At 69.2% G+C, this 20,616-nt stretch carries 17 protein-coding genes, 1 tRNA gene, 1 pseudogene and 1 riboswitch; of the genes and pseudogenes, 13 read left to right on the forward strand and 6 right to left on the reverse strand.

Going from position 1 to position 20,616, the window contains the following annotated elements:
* Nucleotides 1-91 precede the first annotated feature (91 nt).
* The 5 genes from JOD64_RS14680 to JOD64_RS14700 all read left to right on the forward strand — a co-directional run bounded on the left by JOD64_RS14680 (nucleotide 92) and on the right by JOD64_RS14700 (nucleotide 6,364).
* Entirely contained in the window at nucleotides 92-355 is a 264-nt protein-coding gene (locus JOD64_RS14680; RefSeq protein WP_030331997.1) for a cell division protein CrgA, read from the forward strand.
* 206 nt (nucleotides 356-561) lie between these two features.
* Nucleotides 562-2,760, forward strand: a complete 2,199-nt coding sequence (locus JOD64_RS14685) for a (Fe-S)-binding protein (RefSeq protein ID WP_204946063.1) — start codon at nucleotides 562-564, stop codon at nucleotides 2,758-2,760.
* 103 nt (nucleotides 2,761-2,863) lie between these two features.
* Nucleotides 2,864-4,189: a hemolysin family protein gene (locus JOD64_RS14690; protein ID WP_239559519.1), complete on the forward strand. Its 1,326-nt coding sequence runs from the start codon at nucleotides 2,864-2,866 to the stop codon at nucleotides 4,187-4,189.
* On the forward strand, nucleotides 4,182-5,183 hold the full coding sequence (locus JOD64_RS14695; RefSeq protein ID WP_204942746.1) for a hemolysin family protein: 1,002 nt from the start codon (nucleotides 4,182-4,184) through the stop codon (nucleotides 5,181-5,183). Before JOD64_RS14690 ends, JOD64_RS14695 begins: the two co-directional genes overlap by 8 nt.
* 167 nt (nucleotides 5,184-5,350) lie before the next feature.
* Complete coding sequence (locus tag JOD64_RS14700) at nucleotides 5,351-6,364, forward strand: C40 family peptidase (RefSeq protein WP_204942747.1); 1,014 nt, start codon at nucleotides 5,351-5,353, stop codon at nucleotides 6,362-6,364.
* A gap of 54 nt (nucleotides 6,365-6,418) precedes the next feature.
* On the opposite strand, the gene JOD64_RS14705 is transcribed toward JOD64_RS14700, so the two are convergent.
* A complete protein-coding gene (locus JOD64_RS14705; protein ID WP_204942748.1) occupies nucleotides 6,419-8,398 on the reverse strand; it encodes an N-acetylmuramoyl-L-alanine amidase in 1,980 nt (659 codons plus the stop codon).
* 234 nt (nucleotides 8,399-8,632) lie between these two features.
* Nucleotides 8,633-8,768, forward strand: a riboswitch (cyclic di-AMP (ydaO/yuaA leader).
* Between the two features lie 12 nt (nucleotides 8,769-8,780).
* Here JOD64_RS14705 and JOD64_RS33775 point away from each other — a divergent pair.
* Nucleotides 8,781-9,821 (forward strand): C40 family peptidase, encoded by a 1,041-nt coding sequence (locus JOD64_RS33775; protein WP_204942749.1) that lies wholly within the window; start codon nucleotides 8,781-8,783, stop codon nucleotides 9,819-9,821.
* A 59-nt stretch (nucleotides 9,822-9,880) separates the two neighbouring features.
* Here the strand turns inward: JOD64_RS33775 and dcd are convergent, their stop codons facing one another.
* Nucleotides 9,881-10,459, reverse strand: coding sequence for a dCTP deaminase (gene dcd / locus JOD64_RS14715; protein ID WP_030332009.1), 579 nt, complete (start codon nucleotides 10,457-10,459; stop codon nucleotides 9,881-9,883).
* Nucleotides 10,460-10,558: 99 nt separating this feature from the next.
* Between dcd and JOD64_RS14720 the strand changes: the two genes are divergently transcribed.
* Both JOD64_RS14720 and JOD64_RS14725 read left to right on the forward strand, forming a co-directional pair.
* A complete protein-coding gene (locus tag JOD64_RS14720) occupies nucleotides 10,559-11,119 on the forward strand; it encodes a pyridoxamine 5'-phosphate oxidase family protein (protein WP_204942750.1) in 561 nt (186 codons plus the stop codon).
* A 138-nt stretch (nucleotides 11,120-11,257) separates the two neighbouring features.
* Nucleotides 11,258-11,331 (forward strand) — tRNA-Gly (locus JOD64_RS14725).
* A gap of 89 nt (nucleotides 11,332-11,420) precedes the next feature.
* Here JOD64_RS14725 and JOD64_RS14730 read toward each other — a convergent pair.
* Nucleotides 11,421-11,759: pseudogene (locus JOD64_RS14730) on the reverse strand (tyrosine-type recombinase/integrase); the annotation flags it as partial.
* An 894-nt stretch (nucleotides 11,760-12,653) separates the two neighbouring features.
* Between JOD64_RS14730 and JOD64_RS14735 the strand changes: the two are divergent.
* Together JOD64_RS14735 and JOD64_RS14740 are read left to right on the forward strand one after the other, a co-directional pair.
* Entirely contained in the window at nucleotides 12,654-13,115 is a 462-nt protein-coding gene (locus JOD64_RS14735; protein WP_204942751.1) for a hypothetical protein, read from the forward strand.
* Between the two features lie 614 nt (nucleotides 13,116-13,729).
* Nucleotides 13,730-14,872, forward strand: coding sequence for a carboxypeptidase-like regulatory domain-containing protein (locus tag JOD64_RS14740; RefSeq protein WP_204942752.1), 1,143 nt, complete (start codon nucleotides 13,730-13,732; stop codon nucleotides 14,870-14,872).
* 401 nt (nucleotides 14,873-15,273) lie between these two features.
* Here JOD64_RS14740 and JOD64_RS14745 read toward each other — a convergent pair whose 3' ends face one another.
* Nucleotides 15,274-16,218: an AraC family transcriptional regulator gene (locus tag JOD64_RS14745; RefSeq protein WP_204942753.1), complete on the reverse strand. Its 945-nt coding sequence runs from the start codon at nucleotides 16,216-16,218 to the stop codon at nucleotides 15,274-15,276.
* A 73-nt stretch (nucleotides 16,219-16,291) separates the two neighbouring features.
* On the opposite strand from JOD64_RS14745, the gene JOD64_RS14750 reads away from it, so the two are divergent.
* A complete protein-coding gene (locus JOD64_RS14750; protein WP_239559522.1) occupies nucleotides 16,292-17,326 on the forward strand; it encodes an SDR family NAD(P)-dependent oxidoreductase in 1,035 nt (344 codons plus the stop codon).
* A gap of 67 nt (nucleotides 17,327-17,393) precedes the next feature.
* Here the strand turns inward: JOD64_RS14750 and JOD64_RS14755 are convergent, their stop codons facing one another.
* Entirely contained in the window at nucleotides 17,394-18,005 is a 612-nt protein-coding gene (locus tag JOD64_RS14755; protein ID WP_204942754.1) for a maleylpyruvate isomerase family mycothiol-dependent enzyme, read from the reverse strand.
* Between the two features lie 162 nt (nucleotides 18,006-18,167).
* Nucleotides 18,168-19,055 (reverse strand): DUF1963 domain-containing protein, encoded by an 888-nt coding sequence (locus tag JOD64_RS14760; RefSeq protein ID WP_204942755.1) that lies wholly within the window; start codon nucleotides 19,053-19,055, stop codon nucleotides 18,168-18,170.
* A gap of 219 nt (nucleotides 19,056-19,274) precedes the next feature.
* Here JOD64_RS14760 and JOD64_RS14765 point away from each other — a divergent pair, with 219 nt between their 5' ends.
* Nucleotides 19,275-19,799 (forward strand): RNA polymerase sigma factor, encoded by a 525-nt coding sequence (locus tag JOD64_RS14765; protein ID WP_307813408.1) that lies wholly within the window; start codon nucleotides 19,275-19,277, stop codon nucleotides 19,797-19,799.
* On the forward strand, nucleotides 19,796-20,599 hold the full coding sequence (locus JOD64_RS14770; protein ID WP_204942757.1) for a hypothetical protein: 804 nt from the start codon (nucleotides 19,796-19,798) through the stop codon (nucleotides 20,597-20,599). The genes JOD64_RS14765 and JOD64_RS14770 overlap by 4 nt, the downstream gene beginning before the upstream one ends.
* Nucleotides 20,600-20,616 lie beyond the last annotated feature (17 nt).

Genomic DNA, 20,616 nt, shown 5'->3' on the forward strand with positions numbered 1-20,616 from the left:
ACGCTAGCTCTCGAACATTATTGGCCATGGACCGTCGCCCCCGCGCCCGGTTGTCAGGCCGGACGAGGTCGTCACCCCTCTGGAGAGCGCCGTGCCCAAGTCTCAGGTCCGTAAGAAGAAGGTGTACACCCCGCCGACGGACGTCCGTCCGACGACGACGGCGTCGTCGCGCAAGCCTAGCCCGGTGTGGTTGCCGGTCACCGCGGTCGCCTTGATCGTCGTCGGGATCGGCTGGCTGGTGCTCTACTACCTGTCCGAGCAGGAGTACCCGGTCATGGCCTGGGGCTACTGGAACCTCGCCGTCGGCTTCGGCGCGATGGTCGCCTCGCTGGCGTTGCTCTCCCGCTGGCGCTGACGCGAGCGGACCGTCGCATCGGCGGTGCTACGTCACCCCGTCGAGCCCCTGCCCGGCAGGATCGGGCGGGGGCCCCTATGGTGTGCGCAGGCAGCGTGGCCTACTGCGAGATGACTCACGTTACTGCTGGGTAACCTTCGCGTAGGCTGCACTGCATGACCGAGCAGAGCGAGGTCATCAGGCAGCAGACCGGGGAGGCCAACTCGATGGGCAGCGTCCAGATCGTCACCACGATCCTCGCGGCCGCCATCACCGCCGTGGCGGTGTGGCTTGCGGTGCGTGCGGTCCTGAAGATGGTGGCAGTCATCCGGCTCGGGCAGCCCGCACCGGAACGCTTCACCGACAAGGTCGCTCGCGCCAGGACCATGCTGGTGGAGACCGCCGGCCACACCCGGATGCTCAAGTGGGGCGTGGTGGGCGCCGCGCACTGGTTCGTGATGGTCGGCTTCATCGTGCTGTCGCTGCTGGTGCTCGAGGCGTACTTCGAGGTGGTCACCCCGACCGGCGGGCTGCCGATCATCGGGCACTGGACGATCTTCGGTCTGGTCACCGAGGTCATCACCGTGCTGGGCCTGGTCGGCATCCTGGTGCTGATGGCGATCCGGCTGCGCAACCGGCCGACCCGGCCGGGCGGGCGGTCCCGGTTCACCGGCTCGACGATGTGGCAGGGCTACTTCGTCGAGTGGATCGTGCTGCTGGTCCTGATCTTCGGGTTGGTGATCCGCGGCTTCAAGGTCGCCACCGACCACTTCGAGTACCCGTTCTGGGCCACCCCGGTCAGCCACGCCGTCGGCGCGGTGCTGCCCGACTGGCAGGACGGTACGAGCGTTGCCGCGATCATCAAGATCATCATCTCGATGACCTGGCTGATCGTCATCTCGCTGAACGTCACCATGGGTGTCGCCTGGCACCGCTTCCTGGCGTTCCCCAACATCTTCTTCAAGCGTGAGCCGGCCAAGCCGGCCGGCTCCGGCCTCGGTGCGCTGCGCCCGATGACGAGCCAGGGCAAGCCGCTCGACTTCGAGGAGGCCGACCCGGAGTCCGACCAGTTCGGCGTCGCCCAGGTCGAGCAGTTCAGCTGGAAGGGTCTGCTGGACTTCAGCACCTGCACCGAGTGCGGTCGCTGCCAGTCGCAGTGCCCGGCCTGGAACACCGGCAAGCCGCTGTCGCCGAAGCTGCTCATCCTGAGCCTGCGCGACCACGCGTACGCCAAGGCGCCCTACCTGCTGGCCGGTGGCGGCAAGGACCTGACCGGCGAGGAGAAGGCCACCGCCGCGCAGCTCGCCCACATGGACGTGCTGGCGTTGGCCGAGGCCGACCGCCCGCTGATCGGCACCGCCGAGGAGGGCGGGATCATCGACCCGGACGTGCTGTGGTCGTGCACCACCTGCGGCGCCTGCGTCGAGCAGTGCCCGGTGGACATCGAGCACGTCGACCACATCGTCGACATGCGCCGCTACCAGGTGCTGATCGAGTCGAGCTTCCCCTCCGAGGCCGGCGTGATGCTGCGCAACCTGGAGAACAAGGGAAACCCGTGGGGCGCACCGCAGAACACCCGTGAGGACTGGACCAAGGGCCTGGACTTCGAGGTGCCCCGGGTCGGCGAGGTGGACGACTTCGAGTACCTGTTCTGGGTCGGCTGCGCCGGTGCGTTCGAGGACCGGGCCAAGAAGACCACCCGTGCGGTGGCCACGCTGCTCAACGAGGCGGGCGTGAAGTTCGCGATCCTGGGCGAGGGCGAGACCTGCTCCGGCGACCCGGCGCGGCGGATCGGCAACGAGTTCGTCTTCCAGATGCTCGCCCAGCAGAACGTCGAGACGCTGAACGAGGCGTTCGAGGGCCGGGAGAAGGCCAAGCGCAAGATCGTCGCGACCTGCCCGCACTGCTTCAACACCCTGGGCAACGAGTACGGCCAGCTCGGCGGCGAGTTCGAGGTGGTCCACCACACCCAACTGCTGGCCCACCTGGTCGCCACCGGCAAGCTCGTCCCGGTGCAGCCCGTCGACGGCGGCGTCACCTACCACGACCCCTGCTACCTGGGTCGGCACAACCGGATCTTCGCGGCTCCCCGCGAGGTTCTTGGTGACTCCGTAGCGGGTGAGCTCACCGAGATGCCGCGCAACAGCGAGCGCTCCTTCTGCTGCGGTGCCGGCGGTGCCCGGATGTGGATGGAAGAGAAGATCGGCAAGCGGATCAACGTGGACCGGGTCGAGGAGGCCATGGCCACCGGGGCCAGGACGGTCGCGGTCGGCTGCCCCTTCTGCTCGACGATGCTCAGCGACGGGGTCAACGGCAAGGGCGCCGGCGAGCAGGTCGAGGTGATCGACGTGGCGAGCGTGCTGCTCCGTTCGGTGAAGCCGGAGCAGCCGCAGGGCAGCAAGGAGACCGCGCCGATCGGCGGCTGAGCGCGTACACCTGGAATGTGAACAACGACGGCGGCGGCCCGGTGCGGGCCGCCGCCGTCGTGCAAGAATCTCGCCGAGGTGAGGCGACATCGACGGCCTACTCTTGACGACGCTGTTGCCCCTGGTCGGGTTCGTTGCGCTGACCGCGGGCAACGCGTTCTTCGTCGCGGCCGAGTTCGCCTTGGTCACGGTCGACCGCGCGGAGATCGACCGGCGGGCCGCCGCGGGCGACCAGGCCGCTCTGACGGTACGAACGGCGCTGCGCGAACTCTCCTTCCAGCTTTCGGGTGCCCAGCTCGGGATCACCATCACCGCGCTGCTCACCGGCTACCTGGCCGAGCCGGCCCTGGCCCGGCTCTTCGCCCCGCTGTTGCGCCCGATCGGCTCCGACGCCACCGAGCGGTTCACTCCGTTCCTCGCGCTGGCCCTGGCCACGCTGCTCTCCATGCTCTTCGGTGAGTTGGTGCCGAAGAACGCGGCGCTGGCCCGGCCCATGCCGGCGGCGCTCGCCACGGCCGGTCCGATGCACACCTTCTCCCGGACGTTCGGCTGGTTGATCCGGGGTTTGAACGGCTCGGCGAACCGACTGGTCCGGGCGCTCGGCGTGGAACCGCAGGAGGAGTTGGCCAGTGCCCGCTCGCCGGAGGAGCTGGGCCTGCTGGCGGCCATCTCGGCCCGGGCCGGTGCGTTGCCGACCGACACCGCGATGCTGCTGCGCCGCACCATCCGGTTCGGTGACAAGCGGGCCGCCGAGGCGATGACCCCCCGGGTGGACGTGGTCGCGCTGCGAGTCACGGCCACCGTGGCCGAGTTGCTGGAGCAGTCCCGGCAGACCGGACGGACCCGCTTCCCGGTGTACGAGGAGACCGTGGACCTGGTGACCGGCGTGGCCGGTGTGCCCGACGCGCTGGGCGTCCCGCTGGCCGACCGGGCGTCGACCATGGTCGGTTCGGTGGCCCGCGAGCCGGTGTACGTACCGGAGAGCCTCAACCTCGACGGCGTGCTGGCGGCGTTGAAGGCGGCCGGGGCCGACCTGGCCATCGTCGTCGACGAGTACGGCGGCACGGACGGCGTGGTGACGATCGAGGACCTCGTCGAGGAGTTGGTCGGGGAGATCGCCGACGAGTTCGATCCGGCGAGCGTGGACGACGCCGGCCTGGTCGAGCTGACCGTGCCCGGCGGTGAGCGCACCGTGCTGGTCGACGGGGTGCTCCGCTCCGACGAGTTGGCCGAGCAGACCGGCTTCCGGTTGCCCGAGGGGCCGTACGAGACGCTGGCCGGCTTCCTGATGGCTCAGCTCGGGCACATCCCGCTGGCCGGCGAGACGGTCGAGGCGGGCGGCTGGGAGTTCACCGTGGTGGAGGTGGAGCGGCACCGGATCGAGCAGGTCCGGGTGGTGCGCCCGGCGGAGCCGGACGACGATGACTGAGCTGCTGGTGACCGTGCTGTTGCTGCTCGGCAACGGGTTCTTCGTGGGCAGTGAGTTCGCGCTCATCGCGTCCCGCCGGACGGTGATCGAGCCGCTGGCCGCCGGGTCGAAGCGTGCCCGGTGGGCGTTGTCGGCGATGAACCAGATCCCGTTGATGATCGCCGGCGCGCAACTGGGCATCACGGTCTGCTCGCTGGGCCTGGGCGCGATCGCCGAGCCGGCGTTGGCGCACCTGCTGGAGCCGCCGTTCCACGTGGCCGGCCTGCCCGAGCGGGCGGTGCACCCGGTGGCGTTCGTGCTGGCCCTGGGCGTGGTGGTCTTCCTGCACACGGTCGTCGGTGAGATGGTTCCGAAGAACATCACGCTGGCTGGTCCGGAGGTCTCCGCACTCTGGCTCGGCCCGGCGATGCTGGCGTTCTGTGTGGCCACCAAGCCGCTGCTGCTCGCGATGAAGTGGGCGGCCCGCCGGGTGCTCGCGTTGTGGCGGATCGAGGCGTCCGAGGCGGTGAAGACGGTGTTCACCGCCGAGGAGTTGGCCGGGCTGGTCTCGCAGGCGCGCACCGAGGGGTTGCTCGACGAGGAGCAGCACGCTCGGATCACCGGTGCTCTGGCCCTGCACAGCCGCACCGCGGCGGACGCGTTGCAGCCGTGGTCGACGGTGGTGACGGTGGCCGAGGACGTTTCGCCGGCGTCGTTGGAGGTGTTGGCGACCCGGACCGGCCGGTCCCGTTTTCCGGTGGTGCAGCGGTCGACCCGTCGGGTGCTCGGTTTCGTGCACGTCAAGGACGTGCTCGGGTACGCCGGGCAGGGTCGCCGGTCGCCGGTGCCGGCGGAGGTCTATCGGCCGCTGGCGGTGGTGCCGCCGGAGCGTACGCTGGCTGACCTGCTGCTGGCCATGCGCCGCGAACGGCGGCACATGGTGCTGGTCAGCGACGGCCGGCGCCCTCTCGGGGTGGTCACTCTTGATGATGTATTGACCGCAATCGTTGGGTGAGGCGCGAATACCCTTGGTGTGCAAGCGGTTGCACGACAGTGATGGTGATGGCGCTCGCCTTGATAACCGTCCCGACCTTCCCTAATGTGAGGCACCGACCGCTGTAGGTCGTCTGCCTCGGCCCTTCCCTCACGCGAGGCGCCCGGCGGTCGGTTGCAAAGGAGTCGGTGCCGGTGGCAACCATGCCCCCTCATCGTCACGACCTGAAAGTGTCTGCTCGGCCGGGTGGCCTGCGCCGCGCTGCCCACCGTCTGCTCGTCCTGGTCGCCGCCGCGGCGCTTGGCGCCGGTCTGCTGGCCGCGCCGGCACACGCCGCGCCCACGGTCGACGAGCTCGAGGCGCAGATCGACAAGAAGTGGGAGCAGTTGGAGCCCACCATCGAGCAGTACAACAAGGTCAGGGCGCAGCTGAAGGTCAATCGGCAGAAGTCGACGGACCTGCAGAAGAAGATCGAGCCGTTGTCGCTGCAGAGCGAGCTGGCGCTCAACCGGGTCGGCGACCTCGCCTCCCGCTACTACATGTCGGGCCCGTCGCACGACATCGGCGCGCTGCTGGTCAGCGCCAAGCCGGACACGCTCACCGAGCAGCTCACCGTCCTCGACCGGCTGGCCGCGCAGGAGCGCAAGCAGGTCGAGGGTGTGCTGGCCGTGCGGGCCAAGTACGACGGCGAGAAGCAGAAGCTCGACGCGCTGATCGTCACCCAGACCAGGCAGCAGAACGAGCTGGCCGCCAAGAAGAAGCAGATCGACGCCGAGATCAAGCAGCTCGAGGCGTCGATGCCCAAGACCACGGTCGTGACCGCGGCCTGCCCGACCATCAACGGGGTGGTGAGCGCGGCCGCCCGTACCGCGATCAGGACCGCCTGCGGCAAGGTCGGCAAGCCGTACGTCTGGGGTGCCACCGGCCCGAACTCGTTCGACTGCTCGGGGCTGACCCAGTACGCCTACAAGGCGGCCGGGATCAGCCTCACCCACCACACCGGTGACCAGTGGAACGAGGGCAAGGCCGTCTCACGAGCCGATGCCCGCCCCGGTGACCTGGTCTTCTTCTTCTCCGGCCTGAGTCATGTCGGGCTGTATCTGGGCAACAACCAGATGGTGCACGCTCCCCGAGCCGGTAAACCGGTGCAGGTGTCGAGCATCAACACGATGCCGGTCGCCGGGTTCCGCAGACCCGGCTGATCTCCCAGGCACGACGACGGCCCCCGGTCACCGACCGGGGGCCGTCGTGGTTTCTCAGCGGGGCGCGCCCAGCGGGGACGGCAGCAACTGCACGTCGGCCAGGTCGACGTACATGATGCGGTGGCCGAACTGGATCTGCGCGTACCGGTTCTTGCCGCGGATCACCGTCCAGTCGCCGGGCGAGGAGCCGTCGACCGTGCTGGCCCGGTAGTACTCGCCGGCCAGCACCGCGCCGACGGCGTACCGCTGCCCGGCGGCCAGGGTGTACTGCAGCGGCGAGATCGCCTGGTAGGGCACGCCGGCCGGGTAGGCCGCCTGCTCCGGGTACGCCCGCCCGTACACCGGGATGGTGGCCCGTCCCGGCTTCGGGGTGGCCACCAGGCCGACGGTCCAACTGGCGGTCGGCGCGGACGCCGGGTTGTGGAACCACGCCCGCTGCCCGAGATACCAGATGGCCGTCCAGTCACCCTCGCGGCCGGCGAGCGCGTACGTCTGGCCGGCGGAGGCCCGGGCGCCGTGATCCGACACCTCCATCGTGTTCGGGGTGCCTTCGGGGCGCAGCGCGATGTCGTTGACCAGTGGCGCGTCCGCGGACGGTGCGGAGCGCAGCACCACCGCCGACGAGCCGCGCGGCGCGCAGGGCACACCGGCGGTGACGCAGCCGATGAACGCCGGCTGGTTGGTGGCGAAGTCCGGGTCGATCCGGACCAGACCGGTGGCCGGGGTGCCGGTGTCCAACCGTGGCGCGTGCAGCAGCTCGAAGTAGTGCGTCCAGTCCCAGTACGGGCCGGTGTCCCAGTGCATCCCGCGTACGGTCGCTGCGGTGGTGCCGGGCACGTTGTCGTGGCCGATGATGTGCTGGCGGTCCAGCGGAATGCCCAGCCGCAGCGCGAGGTGCCGGACCAGCTTCGCCGAGGTCCGATACATCGCCTCGGTGTACCAGGTGCCCTGCGCCGCGAAGCCCTCGTGCTCCAGCCCGACCGACTTGGCGTTGACGTACCAGTTGCCGGCGTGCCAGGCGACGTCCTTGGTCTTCACGTGCTGGGCGACGTGCCCGTCCACGGAACGCAGCGAGTAGTGCCAGCTCACGTAGGTCGGGTCCTGGACGAGCTTCAGGGTGGTGGCCCAGCTCGCCTCGGTGTCGTGGATGACGATGTACTCGATCTTCTGCCGGTCGGGCCGGTCGGAGAGGTCGTGGTTGCCGTAGTCCCCGTCGCCGAACGCCGCGTAGGGCGCCGGAATCCATTCGCAGGAAATGGTGCTGGGGCACTCCAGCCCGTCCGGGCGGGCGAGGCGGCGCAGGCCCAGCCGGTCCAGCCAGGAACGCTCGGGCCGGATCGCCCGGGCCGGCAGCGTGATCCGCTGGCCGTCGTCGGTCACCCGCGACTCGCCGGTGCCGATGGTGGTGAAGACCTCGTCGGCGAAGGCCGCCGCGGCGTCGGCACTGTCCGCGCCGGCGTAGCGGGCCACCGCGCCGTACCAGGTGGCCGGGTCGGTGCCGGCACCGACGGGGGCGCCCAACTCCCGCTGGTACGAGGCCAGCAGCGCCGCCCCGCCTCGGATGTTGACGTCGGCGTCGGTGCGTAGTGCGTCGGGAGCGGCACCGGTCAGTGCCGCGGCGGCGTCCACGGTCTGCAACGCGGCGGCGGGCGGCGCGGGGTCGTCGGCCGGCCGGGGAGCGGGTGCGAGCGTGGGGCGGGATTCGTCGCCGCGCGGGTCCTCGGTGCCGGCGTCGTGGTGGCCGCCGACCGGCAGAGCCGCCACATGTCGGGCGTCAGTCAGGTGCATCGGGCCGTAGCCGCCGCTGGTGCTCGGTGTGCCGGCGTTGCTGTCCCAGCGGGACTCCAGGTAGGAGACGCCGAGCAGCACGTCGGTCGGTACGCCGTATTCGGCCGCTGCGGCGGCGTACTGCTGCTGGCGGTCGGCGGTGGGTGCGGCGGCCGCGCTGGCGGGTAGCGGTACCGCGGTCGCGGCGGCGACCACGGCGGCGGCGAGCAGTGTGCGCCGGCAGGCGGACAGGGTTGGATGGTGCATCGAACCCCCTAGATTCCACGAATGAAGGTGAGGTCACCTTCGCGCCGGCCGGGAGTCCGCGTCAATACCTTTCCATGTCTCGACGCGTCGAGAAAGAAATCTTCGCGTACGGGCAGTGACCCTCCCTGATCGGTACGGAGTGTCACGGCCGTGCGGGTTGCGGATCGGTAACGGGCGTCTCTACTCTGGTCATTCGTCGGCCCGATAGCAGCTCCGCCCAACCCGGGCGGTAACGGACCGACACCGCCGAGTCGTTTCCGAACGAACCGGGGACCCAGGTCCCCCGGGGTGAATCCGCAGCAAATGCGGTAGGGCGCCGACTTCCCGCCCGAACCCGTCAGCTAACCCGGTAGGCGGTCAGGAAGAAGGAGTACGGAACCCGGTGGCACTCCATGCCCCGCGGCCGTCGTCCGGGCGGCCGGCATCAGCCGGCCCGACGTCGATCGTGCCGCGCCCACGCAGTTCCCGCTTCACCACCGCTCTCGCCGCACTGATCGGCGTCGCCGTCGTCCTGACGGGCAGCGCCACAGCGGCCCACGCCGACCCGAGCGTCGCCGAGATCGAGCGCCAGATCGACGCCGACTGGAACAAGCTCGAACCGATCATCGAGCAGCACAACGCCACCCGGGCCGACCTCGCCGCGAAGCGCAAGCAGGCCGACGCGGTGGCCGCCCGGATCGCCCCGCTGGAGCGTCAGGTCGACGCCGCGATGAACAAGGTCAGCGCCCTGGCCGTGCGCGCGTACAAGGGCGAGAACGTCGCGACCGTCAATGCGGTGCTGGGCAGCCGGTCACCCGGCGAGGTTGTTGGCCAGCTCGAGATGCTCGACCGCTTCGCGCACAACCAGCAGCAGGACGTGCGCGAGGTGGCGGATCTGCGCGACGATCTGGCCGCGCAGAAGGCGCCACTCGACGAGATGGTGGCCCAGCTGACCCGCACCGAGGCCCAGTTGGCTGCGAAGAAGAAGCAGATCAACGATGAGATCGACAAGCTGCAGAAGCTGCGTCTCAAGGTGTACGGCAGTGGTGGCGGCGGCCCGTTGCGTCCGGCGCCGTGCCCGGGCAGCTATCCCGGCGGTGCCGCGGGCACGGCGGTCAAGTTCGCCTGCGCCCAGATCGGCAAGCCCTACGTCTGGGGTGCCGAGGGTCCGAACTCGTACGACTGCTCCGGTCTGATGCTGGCGGCCTGGGCGAAGGCCGGCGTGTCGCTGCCACACAATGCCGCCGCGCAGAGCCGCGCCACCAAGGATGTCAGCAGGGCCAACCTGCGCCCCGGCGATCTGGTCTTCTACTACAGCGACATCCACCACGTCGGCATGTACGTCGGCGGCGGCTGGGTGGTGCACGCCTCGCAGGCCGGTCAACCGGTCAAGATGAAGAAGGTCGACGACGGCCCGATCCACAGCTATGGCCGCCCAGGCTGATCGAGGGTGACCGAAGGGCCCGTCGCGATTCGTCGCGGCGGGCCCTCGTCGTTACCGGTTCAGCGGGTGGGCCAGGTGCGCCAGTGCTGCCAGGCGCGGCTCGGCGTCGGCCCTCGCTGGCCCTGGTACCGCGAGCCGTAGACCACCGAGCCGTACGGGTGCTCGGCCGGCGAGGACAGCCGGAAGATGCAGAGCTGCCCGATCTTCATGCCCGGCCAGAGGGTGATCGGCAGGTTAGCCACGTTGGACAGCTCCAGCGTCACGTGACCGGAGAAACCCGGGTCGATGAAGCCGGCGGTCGAGTGCGTGAGCAGCCCGAGGCGACCCAGCGAGCTCTTCCCCTCCAGCCGGCCGGCGAGCTGGTCACCGAGCGAGATGACCTCCAGCGTCGAGGCGAGCACGAACTCCCCCGGGTGCAGCACGAACGGCTCGCCGTCGGGCACCTCGACCGCCGAGGTCAGGTCGTCCTGCTGCATCGCCGGGTCGATGTGTGTGTAGAGGTGGTTGTTGAAGACCCGGAACAACCGGTCGAGCCGCACGTCGATGCTGGAAGGTTGAACCAGGGTGGGCTCGAACGGCTCCAGGCCCAGCGTGCCGGCCTTGATCTCGGAGACCAGGTCGCGGTCGGAGAGCAGCATCGGACCACCATAGCCGCGCCGCCCAAAGCCGTCGGATTCGGTGGCGGTGACCAGCGCGTCGAGGTCGCTGCTCGTACATTTGTTCGATAGAATGTCCGCATGGCTTCCTGGTCCGAATTCGCCGCCGACGAGCCCCGACTCGCCGACGGGATCCGCGTTCTCCTCCAGCAGTACGGGCCGGGCTTCGGCTACCTGGCTACGGTCCGCGCCGACGGCGGGCCCCGGGTCCATCCGGTCTCGCCGGTCATCACCGACGAGGGTCTGTTCTGCTTCATCATCGACTCCCCGAAGCGCCGTGACCTCGAACGCGACGGCCGATACGCGCTGCACTCGTTCCCCCCGGAGGAGAGCGACGACGAGGCGTACGTGGCCGGCCGTGCCCGTCCGGTCACCGATCCGGCGCGGGTGGCCCGCTTGGCGCAGGGCGCCCGCGCGGAGCCGCAGGTCGACTGGCTGTTGTTCGAGTTCACCGTCGACGTGGCGATGCTGACCCGCCGCGAGCAGCACATCGCCGGCGTCCCGGGCCTCACGCCGGGTCGGCCGGCCGTCCGGGTGTGGCTCGACCCGCACGCCCCGTCGGCGGCGACCGCTCCGCTCGCCGTACCGCAGGCGCGCCCGACCCGTCTCAGCCGCGACGTCCAGTGCACGGCCGCCGCCTGACCGCGGCCGGGCCATGAGCCGAGACCCCGGTGCCGACTCCGTCGTGACGGGGCGGCACCGGGTGTACGCGGAAGTGCCACACCGCGCGGGGGTGCCTGGGTGCACAGGCCGGATGACTCGGGTACAGTGGTGCCGCTTGCGGGTGTAGTTCAATGGCAGAACATCAGCTTCCCAAGCTGACAGTGCGGGTTCGATTCCCGTCACCCGCTCCACACGAAAGGCCCTGGTCAGGACGCGAGTCCCAGCCAGGGCCTTCGACGTTCCAAGGTCAACGATCATGCCGCGTGCCATTGGCGTGCCATTAGCCCCGGTCATCCCCGGCCCCGTCCGGGTTCGCTGCCCGCTTCTTGCCCTTCTTGTCGCCCGACTTCTTGCCGGGCTTGTCCTTGGCTTTGCCCGAGCCGTCGGCCGACTTCTTGGCCTTCTTCCGGTGGACCCGCATTGCCTCGTGCAGCGCCTGAGCGATGGCCCGATCCGCCTCAGCCGTGGCGTGCTGGTAGATCAACGCGGCCTGGGATGAGTCGTGCCCCATCCGCGCCATCAGGTCGCGGGTGCTCGCCCCGGTCCGCGCGGCGAGAGTGTTACCGGTGTGTCGCAGATCGTGGAAGTGCAGATGCGGTTGCCCGATCCGCCCGACGGCCGCCTTCAAGACGGCCCGCAAGCGGGCCGCGCCGGCCCGGCCCCGGCCTGCTGGCGACCTTCGGCCGGCATCGGCCGGGCCGGCCGGCCACGCTGGTGGTGACCGAGGACATGAGGGCTGAGGCGGGACGATCGCCGTCGGGGTTGCTCGCCATCGAGGGCGGGGCGATCGCTGCCGCGCAGCAGAGCTGCTTGCCCCTGAATCTCGGGGACACTGACCGCGTTCGGACGACGACGAGGACCGGGGTGTGACCCATCCCCGGGTACCCGATTCTCTACGCCGCCCAGCCGGCGTCAAGGGTGCTGCGCGTCGGCACGCCGATGGCCTGCGGCCACCCGTGACACCGACCGGGCGCCGCAGTCCTTGGCACCTATCCGGGGATGGGGGCAGACTGGCGACCCCCTTCTGCCTGGGAGGCTGGACGGTCTACGACTTGCCCGAAGAGGAGATCCGCACACGGGGCCCAGTGCGCGAGGCTTCGCTTGTGCCCGCAGGATCCGATGTACGTCGATCTGGGTTCGAGGTCTGGCACGGGGCCGGCGGTGGGGGTGACGGCGGTCTTGCTTATCGGATCACCGCCGTACAGTCGGTCTCGTCGGGCAACAACGGCCGGAGAGCCATCGTGTAAAGGTGCATGCCGCTGCGCCATCGCGTGTCAGGTGAGGCTGAGTCGGCGAGTCGCGCAGCGGCTTCAGCGTCGGTTCCCCTCAGAAGAGTGCAACTTGGCTGCTGGTCTGCCGCGATCGGCGAGAGTGGCCATGGCGTGACCTGGGTCCGCCCGTTGGGTGAGCTTTCGGACGAGTTCTCCCCGGCTTGCCACGCCACGATCGCCATCCGCGTCGGCCTGTAGGTTACTGGCGGGCGTACGAGGTCGCTTCGTGGCAGGGACCGCAGGTGATCGGCAAGCCGTTTGATCAGCCAGACGCGCGTGCCGCTGGCGCCTGGTTCCAGGGTGGAGACGCGCTGCCCATCGCCGGCCAGGAGCGTTACCACGGTGGGACCGGCGTCAGGCCACTGCGCGTCGCTTTCGAAGGTACGGGATTTGGACAGCCCGGCAAGGTGGGCGTCGCGGTAGACCCGGCGGTACGCCAGACGGGTGAGCTGCTGATCCTTGACGACTTCCCGGAAGCGGAACTCGGCGAACTCGGTCGCCGTGGTCAGTACGCGCCCGTCCCCGTATACAGAAATGTCGGGGACCGGGCGAATGGACTGGGGCCCCATGCCCTGGACGAACTGGATCCGCAGTACGAGCGCGTCCGGATCGCGTGGTGGCTCGGGTCCCCACCAAACGTAGTGACGACCTGTGGCGAGGATCCCCACCGCCACGAAAGCGGCAAGGGCACCCGAGATGAGTAGGCGTCGCGTCCGGGACTTCACGAAAGGCTATGACGGCCCAGGCGCCTGCCCGGTTCCTCGGGTCCATCAGATCGCCGGATCGCCGGATCGACGGCCCGGCCCCGATCCGATCGTGTTCAAAGCGCAAGCTGATCATGCGGTGCATCGGCGAGGACCACACATGTCCCGTCACCCGCTCCACGATCAAGGCCCTGGCCAGGGCCTTCGACGTTCCAGGGGCCACGAGCGCCGGGCGGGCCATCCACGGGCCACTAGCCACGCTTCTTACCCTTCCTCTTGGGCCTGCCCGAGGCGCCAGCCGCGGGCTTGCTGGCCTTCCCTCGCTCGGCCTTTACCGCGTCGCTCACCGCCCGGGCGATGGCCCGATCCGCCTCCGAGGTGGCGTGCTGGTAGATCATGGGCCGAGGAGGAGGCTGACCCTCATGAGGACGTAGCCGTCGGCCTGCCAGAAATACGGCAATCACGAGGCTGCATATCAAGCAGCGCCCGGCGCGAGGTCCCCCTGCGAGAGGCCGTGTAGGGGCCCGCGAGTCGCGCAACCCATCCCCGACAGGGCATAGTGTCCCGCGGCGTCATCGGCCGATGACGCCTGCCCGTCGAGAGGGTGGTAGGGAGTGACGACGCGCCTACGTGCCCGATGGGCCCGGGCCGCCGCATTGATCGCGCTGACCGGGGGGACGCTCGCGGTGTCCGCGGCACCCGTGGCGGGCGCCCCGGCACCCATCAGCATCCTGAGCGTGTCGGCGGAAAACGTGAATCCCGGCGACAAGGTTCGCGTTCAGATCCGCGTCACGAACAACGGGAGCGGGGCCGAAACGGCCATCGTGGTGGTCAGTGGCGGCCTGCAATGCACCACCGGCTGCCGGGCGGAGCCGAACCTCAAACCCGGCCAGAGCCAGGACTTCCAGGCCACCGTCGTCGCGCCCCAGGTGAACGCGGGCGAGACCCTCGGTCTCAACATCTCGGTCGCCGTACGGCTCGGCGGGCAGAACAGCTTCGCCTACAAGATGGTCTACATTCACGGCCCAGGCACGTCGCAACCCGGCCCAGGCACGTCGCAACCCGGTGCGGACAAGCCGTCGTCCGAGGTGGGCGGGGTGTCCGGCCAGGTCCGCGACACCAACGGCAAGGCGATCGGCGGCGTGGCCCTGACCGTCCGGGACAGCGCCGGGCACGAACACCGTACAACGAGCGACCGGAGCGGTCGGTTCTCGATCAAGTCGGGCGCCGGCAAGACGATCGCCGAGGGCCGGATCACGGTCGTCGCGGCCCTGGACGGCTATCGCACCACCCGCACGACCGTACAGGGCTCCGCCGGTGATACCGCGAGCGTGCGGCTGACCTTGGCCGCCGTGGCCGCGCCCGCCAAGACCCCGCCGTCGCCCACCGCAACGGCGGCAGCGGACGAGGCTCCCGAGCCGGAGACCAGCGTAGCCGCGGCGGCACCCCCCGCCCTCGAAGCTGTCAGCGACGACGGCAGCGGTTCGCTGCCGTTCATCCTGGGTGGCCTGCTGGTCGCCGCCGGCCTGGGCGCACTGGCTCTGATGGCGAACCGCCGCCGGAACACGCCGGACAAGCCGGCTCCGCACGCGGCGACTCAGCTGACGGTGCCGGCCGGAGCGGGCATGAGCGACGCACCGACCGCGGTGCTGCACACGATGCCGCCGGCCGACGGGTTCCCCGGCCCGTACAGCGGGCCCCCGCAGGGCGGCATCCAGCAGCTCAGCCACGACCCATACGGCGGGCCGGCCCGCTAATACTGTTGCGGCGGTTCGTAGCGTCGAGGAGGGCCTGATTTCGCTGACCGTCAACGAGAAGTGGTAGCGGTCGGCGACACGCGTTTTAGGTTCGCTGAGGCAGTCGAACGTGCGCAGGGCGAGGGGTCGACGCCGCTGCTCGCGGATCGTACGCATCGCGTTGCCAACCGCCGACTTACTCAACTGCCGCGATCCGCGCGTTGACCGGCAGAGGCAATCACGCACGGTAGCTGGCCTCTGAGTCGAGCGGCTTCCGGATCTGAGAACAGCGCGCTCAACGACGTTGCGTTTGCAATGCCCTGGTGTGGGCGGTGTTCGTTGTAGAACTGTTCGGACTCGCGTAGGGCCTGGAGGAGCGGTTGGTTCCAGATCAGGGTACGGCTCAGGATCACGCGTCCGTGTCAGACGACGACTGTCACGTTCCCCTGCTCCTCGCGCACCCTGTACCGGTAGCGCAGTGGTGACACGCCCACCTCGCGCTTGAACGCAGTGCTGAAGGCGCTCTCGGACGCGTATCCCAGGTGGGAGGCAAGCGACCCGACGCGGACGTCGCTGTCGCGGAGGGCGCGTTGCGCGAGCAGCATCCGCCACCGGTTGAGATAGGTGACCGGCGGCATCCCCGCAACGGTCCGGAAGCGGTCGGCGAACGACGTGCGCGACATCGCCGCGGCACGCGCCAGCTCCTGCAGGCCCCAGGGTTTTCCGGGTTCGGTGTGCATGAGGGTGATCGCCGGGCGCAGCCGTTCGTCGGTCAGCGCCCGTAGCCAGCCTGGAGGCAGCTCGGCTTGGTCGACGTAGGCGCGCAGCACCTCCAGCAGAAGGAGCTGGCCATGCTGCCGGATCGCGAACGCCGAGCCGAGCCGACCGCCCGTCACCTCGTCGAACAGGCGGTCGAGGGTTGTACGCAGGCTGCTGGCCGCTGCGGCCGATGCCCGCACGTGCGCCACCGGAGGGAGCGCCTGCAGCAGCAGTGTCCGACCAGCCTGGTTCAGGTCCACGCGTACACCGATGACGACGTCGTCGGTGTGACGGTCGGCACCGGCGAGGCCGGCGTGGGGGTCGGTCTCCTCCGGGACGATTACGCGGGGCGGACCGTCACCGGTGCCGCCTTCGACCTCCAGCCACGACCGGTTGTTCACGATCGCAATGTCGCCCGGCTCGAGGTCGATCGAACCGCCGACGCCGTCGGTGGTCAGCCGGGCGCTACCGCTCACCATCGCGAAGAACTTCAGGAGATCCTGCACCGGCGCGCGCGACACCCACCGGCCCCTCGCTGCCAACCCGCCGGTCAGGAGCCCGCGCACCTCGACGAGGTCCAACACCTCGGACAACTGATCGCTCGCCATCCTCGTACTCTCGCGCAAGAAATTCGGACCGACAACCATTCAGAGTACGAGGGTGCGGGCGCACAGTGGTGCCATGACACAGAACATGACCCACAGGCAGCACCCCATCGGATCCGGCTTCACCGCGGCGTCGACGGCCGACGAGGTGCTCGCGGGGATCGAGCTGTCCGGCATCAACGTCGTCATCACCGGCGGCCACCAGGGACTCGGCCTGGAGGCGACCCGGGCGCTGAGCAAGGCGGGCGCATCCGTGACGGTGGCTACGCGTAACCCAAGCCGGGCGGCAGCCAGGTTGACGGGCATCGAGCGCGTCGACACCGGCCGGCTCGACCTTCTCGACCCAGGCTCGATCGACGCCTTTGTTGCCCAGTACCGCGACTCAGGGCGCCCGCTGCACATCCTGATCAACAACGCGGGCATCATGGGTGGTCCCCTGGTTCGGGACGCCCGCGGGTACGAATCGCAGTTCGCCACCAACCACCTCGGACACTTCCAGCTGACCCACGGTCTGCTGCCCGCCCTGCGGGCCGCGAACGGTGCCCGGGTGGTCAACCTCACCTCCGGGGGGCACCGTGTGTCTGACATCCGCTGGGACGACCCGCACTTCACCAGTGGGTACGACCGCATGGGGATGCTCGGATACGGTCAGTCGAAGACTGCCAACGTGCTGTTCGCCGTCGAGCTGGACCGCCGATGGGCCGCAGACGGAATCCGGGGCTACGCCGTGCACCCGGGCATCATCTACGGCACGAATCTGGGTCCCCACATCGCCGAGGGGATGGCGCGCACGGACACGTTGAGCGACGAGCAGCTGCGGGCGATGGGGCTGATCGACGAGTCGGGCCAGCCGGTCATCGACCCCGACCGCGAGCACAAGACGCCGCAACAGGGCTCCAGCACCAGCGTCTTCGCCGCGACCAGCCCGCTGCTGGCCGACATCGGCGGCGTCTACCTGAAGGACAACGACATCTCACCACTGGACGAGAACCCACAGGCCATCACCTTCGGCTCCGGGAAGCTACCCCCCGCCACCGTCGTGCCGCATGCCATCGACCCACAGTCCGCACAGCGCCTTTGGGACCTGAGTGAGGAGCTGCTCAAGGCGTAACCAGGCGCAACGAGCGGCTCGGGGCTCTGGACCCGGCAACGAGCCTGCCCGGAGCTCCGCCGATGGTCTAGATGCGGGCGCTCACCGTCTCGACGCCGTCGCCGGTGACGTCCGCGAGGTAGTCACGCCGGCCCGCGAGAACCATCACCAAAGCTTCCGTCGTTCCCCGGACGATCGGACCGTCACCGCTGTAGAACGGCCCGTCGACGGCCTCCCATCGCAGGCCTATGGCCACGTTTCGGCTGTTGACGGCGAAGTTCTTGGACACGAAGAACCTGGCGACCGTGGTGGCCGCTTCGACCGATGGCCCGCCATATAGTCCGAGCGGGCGGCGGATGTCCTGGCCATGCACGACTATTTCGCCCAGCCATGCGGCGGGGTGTCCCGAGGGCGCGGTGGTGGAGGAGATGGCTGCCCGGAACTTTGCAAGCGTTTCAGTGGGCGTCACACCGAGCTGCTCGTTCAAGCGGCGCCGGTTGTGCACGTCCGGGCGGAACCCGGCCGCGGCCATGCTGCGGATCCAGCGGAACGGAGTCATGCGCGCGGCCGAGGTCAGGTGCGCCAGCGCCTCCTCTACGGTCCAGGATTCGCAGAGCGAGGGGGCGGCCCACTGGGCCTCGGTCAGGTCGGCGAGATCGTCGGCCAGCTCCTTACGGGCGGCGATGATCTGGTCGGTCATCCGAGTCGGACCGACGGAATCGGCGGAGCTCATGGCTCAGTAGTTTAGTAACGGCAGAACATAATCGAGAACACTCTTCTCGGCTACTTAGCGGATGCCCGGCATCTGACGTCGGCATCGCCGGCAATGCAGATCGTGGCCGTATCCGGCGCCGCCGGTGTTCTATGGGATCAACTCAGCCACGGAAAATGCCTCGTCCAGCCGACCAGCGGCCAGGTCGTCGTGACGGATCACGAAACTCCCGTCACTGCGGTAATAGAGCTCGTGGTCCACGGGAAAGTGGGCGAGCGACACCCACTCACTCGTCAGCCGGTGCGTTTCCTTCTCCACATGGGAATACCATTTCGCGACCGGGATGACGATCTCGCCGGTCTTCTCGCGCCACGCGAGGGTCTGCTCCGCAAAACTCTTGATTACCTCCTCGTCGGCATACCCGCCGATATAGGCGCTGGCGTACCCGTTGTCAGGCGGCCAGAGATCGTTGGCCAGAGCACAGAGTTCATCAAGGTGCGGCAGGTCACGCTCGAGGTCACGGGCCAACTGCTGCTGGAAGGCCGACAGGTCGTCCTCGTCCTCGTCCTCGTCGTCCTCGTCCGCGCCGAACCAACCGGGGAACTCCGCGCGCAAGGTGGCGTCGACGTCGTACTGCTCGCCGACGAACGCGTCGTCGGTGGATCCTGTCGCCACCTCGGTATCGGTACCGGCCGGCACATACACAACTCGCCCGTACCTTCGCTCCCCGGTGGCAGCGGCCTGCTCGTGGTTCAGGAAGAACAGCAGCGAGCCGTCTGCCGGCAGGCCGAAGCCATCGACTCTTGGCAGCGCCGCACAGTCGACCGAGAAGATGAACGGCAACGGACTGACCCCGTCGGACGGCCAGTCCATGCCCACCGGCAGCCGGGGCAACCCACCGAACTGCCCGACCGGAACACCGCTGGATCCTCCGCTCAACCGGATCGACAAACGGAGGTGCTGGATGAACCGGCTGACCTCGTCGTCCGGGATGCCCAATGCGAGCGCTGCACGACGAAGCTGCCCCTGATGATCCATAGCGGAACATGGTGCCACGAGGGCGAGCCCGGCGACCGGTTACCCCACGGCCCGCACGCGCTGTCGTACGTACATGACGTGGACCGCCTTCGATCTCCAGCACCTGGGGTGAAAGCCGGTGTGCAACAGGTTCGCCCCGGCCGGCAATAGTCAGGTGTGACGAGCCAGATACAACCGTCTGACCAAGATCTGTGGTCGACCATCGCAGCCGGTGACGAGGTGGCCTTCGGCCGGCTCTTCGACAGGTACGCCCGGGCGGTCTACAACCACGTGTTCCGGCTCACCGGCTCGTGGACGCTCGCGGAAGACGTGACGCAGTCGACCTTCCTGGTCGCGTGGCGAAGACGCGGTGAGGCGGCGGTCCTGGTCGACGGGTTGGTGTTGCCGTGGCTGCTGGTGGTCGCCACCAATACGACCCGCACCGAGTGGCGCTCGGCCCGTCGGTGGTTGGCGGCCCTGCGGAGGTTGCCACCGGAGCGGGAGGCGGGCGCGGACCCGGCCGGCGACATAGTCGCGCGGCTCGATGACGAACGGCAGATGACCGAGATTTTGGCGGTCTTACGCCGATTACCCCGCGCTGAACGCGAAGCGGTTGCCCTGTGTCTGTGGTCCGGCGTGCCGTACGGCGAGGCGGCGGCGGTCCTCGGCATCAGCGAAGGGGCGCTCCGTTCGCGGGTGAGTCGCGCACGAGCCCGGCTGGCACGACTGGTCCCGGACGGCAACAAGCAGGAGGAGAAGCGATGAAGAACATTCTCGATACGCCTGTCGAGCGGGATCTGCCGCCCGGCGCGGCGGCGCGCATGCGCGCGGACCTGATGACGTCGATCCGCCGGCCTCGGCGCCGCAGCGCGGTACGTCTCGGGATCGCCACCATGGCGACGGCTGCGGCGGTGGTGGCCGGTGTGGCGATGGTGCCGAACGGAGACGGTGTGCGGAACCTGGCGATGGGTTCGAGCGAACTGTCGCCGACGCTGCACCGGGCAGTGGAGCAGTGCCTGGAGTGGAACTCGCAGATGGAGCGGCTTCCACTGTCGATGGACGATCTGGCCGTGGCTGCCGAGCAGGACCACCACGGCGTGGCGCTGTTCATGACGGACACCGGATATTTCACCTGCGAGGTCTCCATGCAGCCGCACAGGGAGATCAGTGGGGGTGCCACCGGTGAACGCGTCTGGCCGCAACGGGACTGGTTGCCCGGCCCGATCCAGCGGCTCCTGCTCATGTCGACCGAAGCCGACGGGGGTGACGTCGCGGTGACCGGCCGGGTCAGCGCTCGGGTGCAACGGCTGGTGCTGGAACACGGCGACGGGCAGACGACCACGGCGCGGTTGGCCAACGGGGTGTTCGGCCTGCTCACCGATGATGCCAACGTCACCAGGGACGCCGAATTGGTCAGCTATGACTCCACCGGAGCTGAGCTCGACCGCCGCCTGCTGTTTCGTTCGTCCCACGAGTTCGATCACTGTTACGTGGACTCCGCCGGCACCCTCGTCTACGGCGAGCCGGGAGCTGACTGCCGACCCGCCGAACCCTGGGGACGATAGGCAGGTCCGGTGAACCG

Source organism: Micromonospora luteifusca (assembly GCF_016907275.1).
Lineage (GTDB): Bacteria > Actinomycetota > Actinomycetes > Mycobacteriales > Micromonosporaceae > Micromonospora > Micromonospora luteifusca.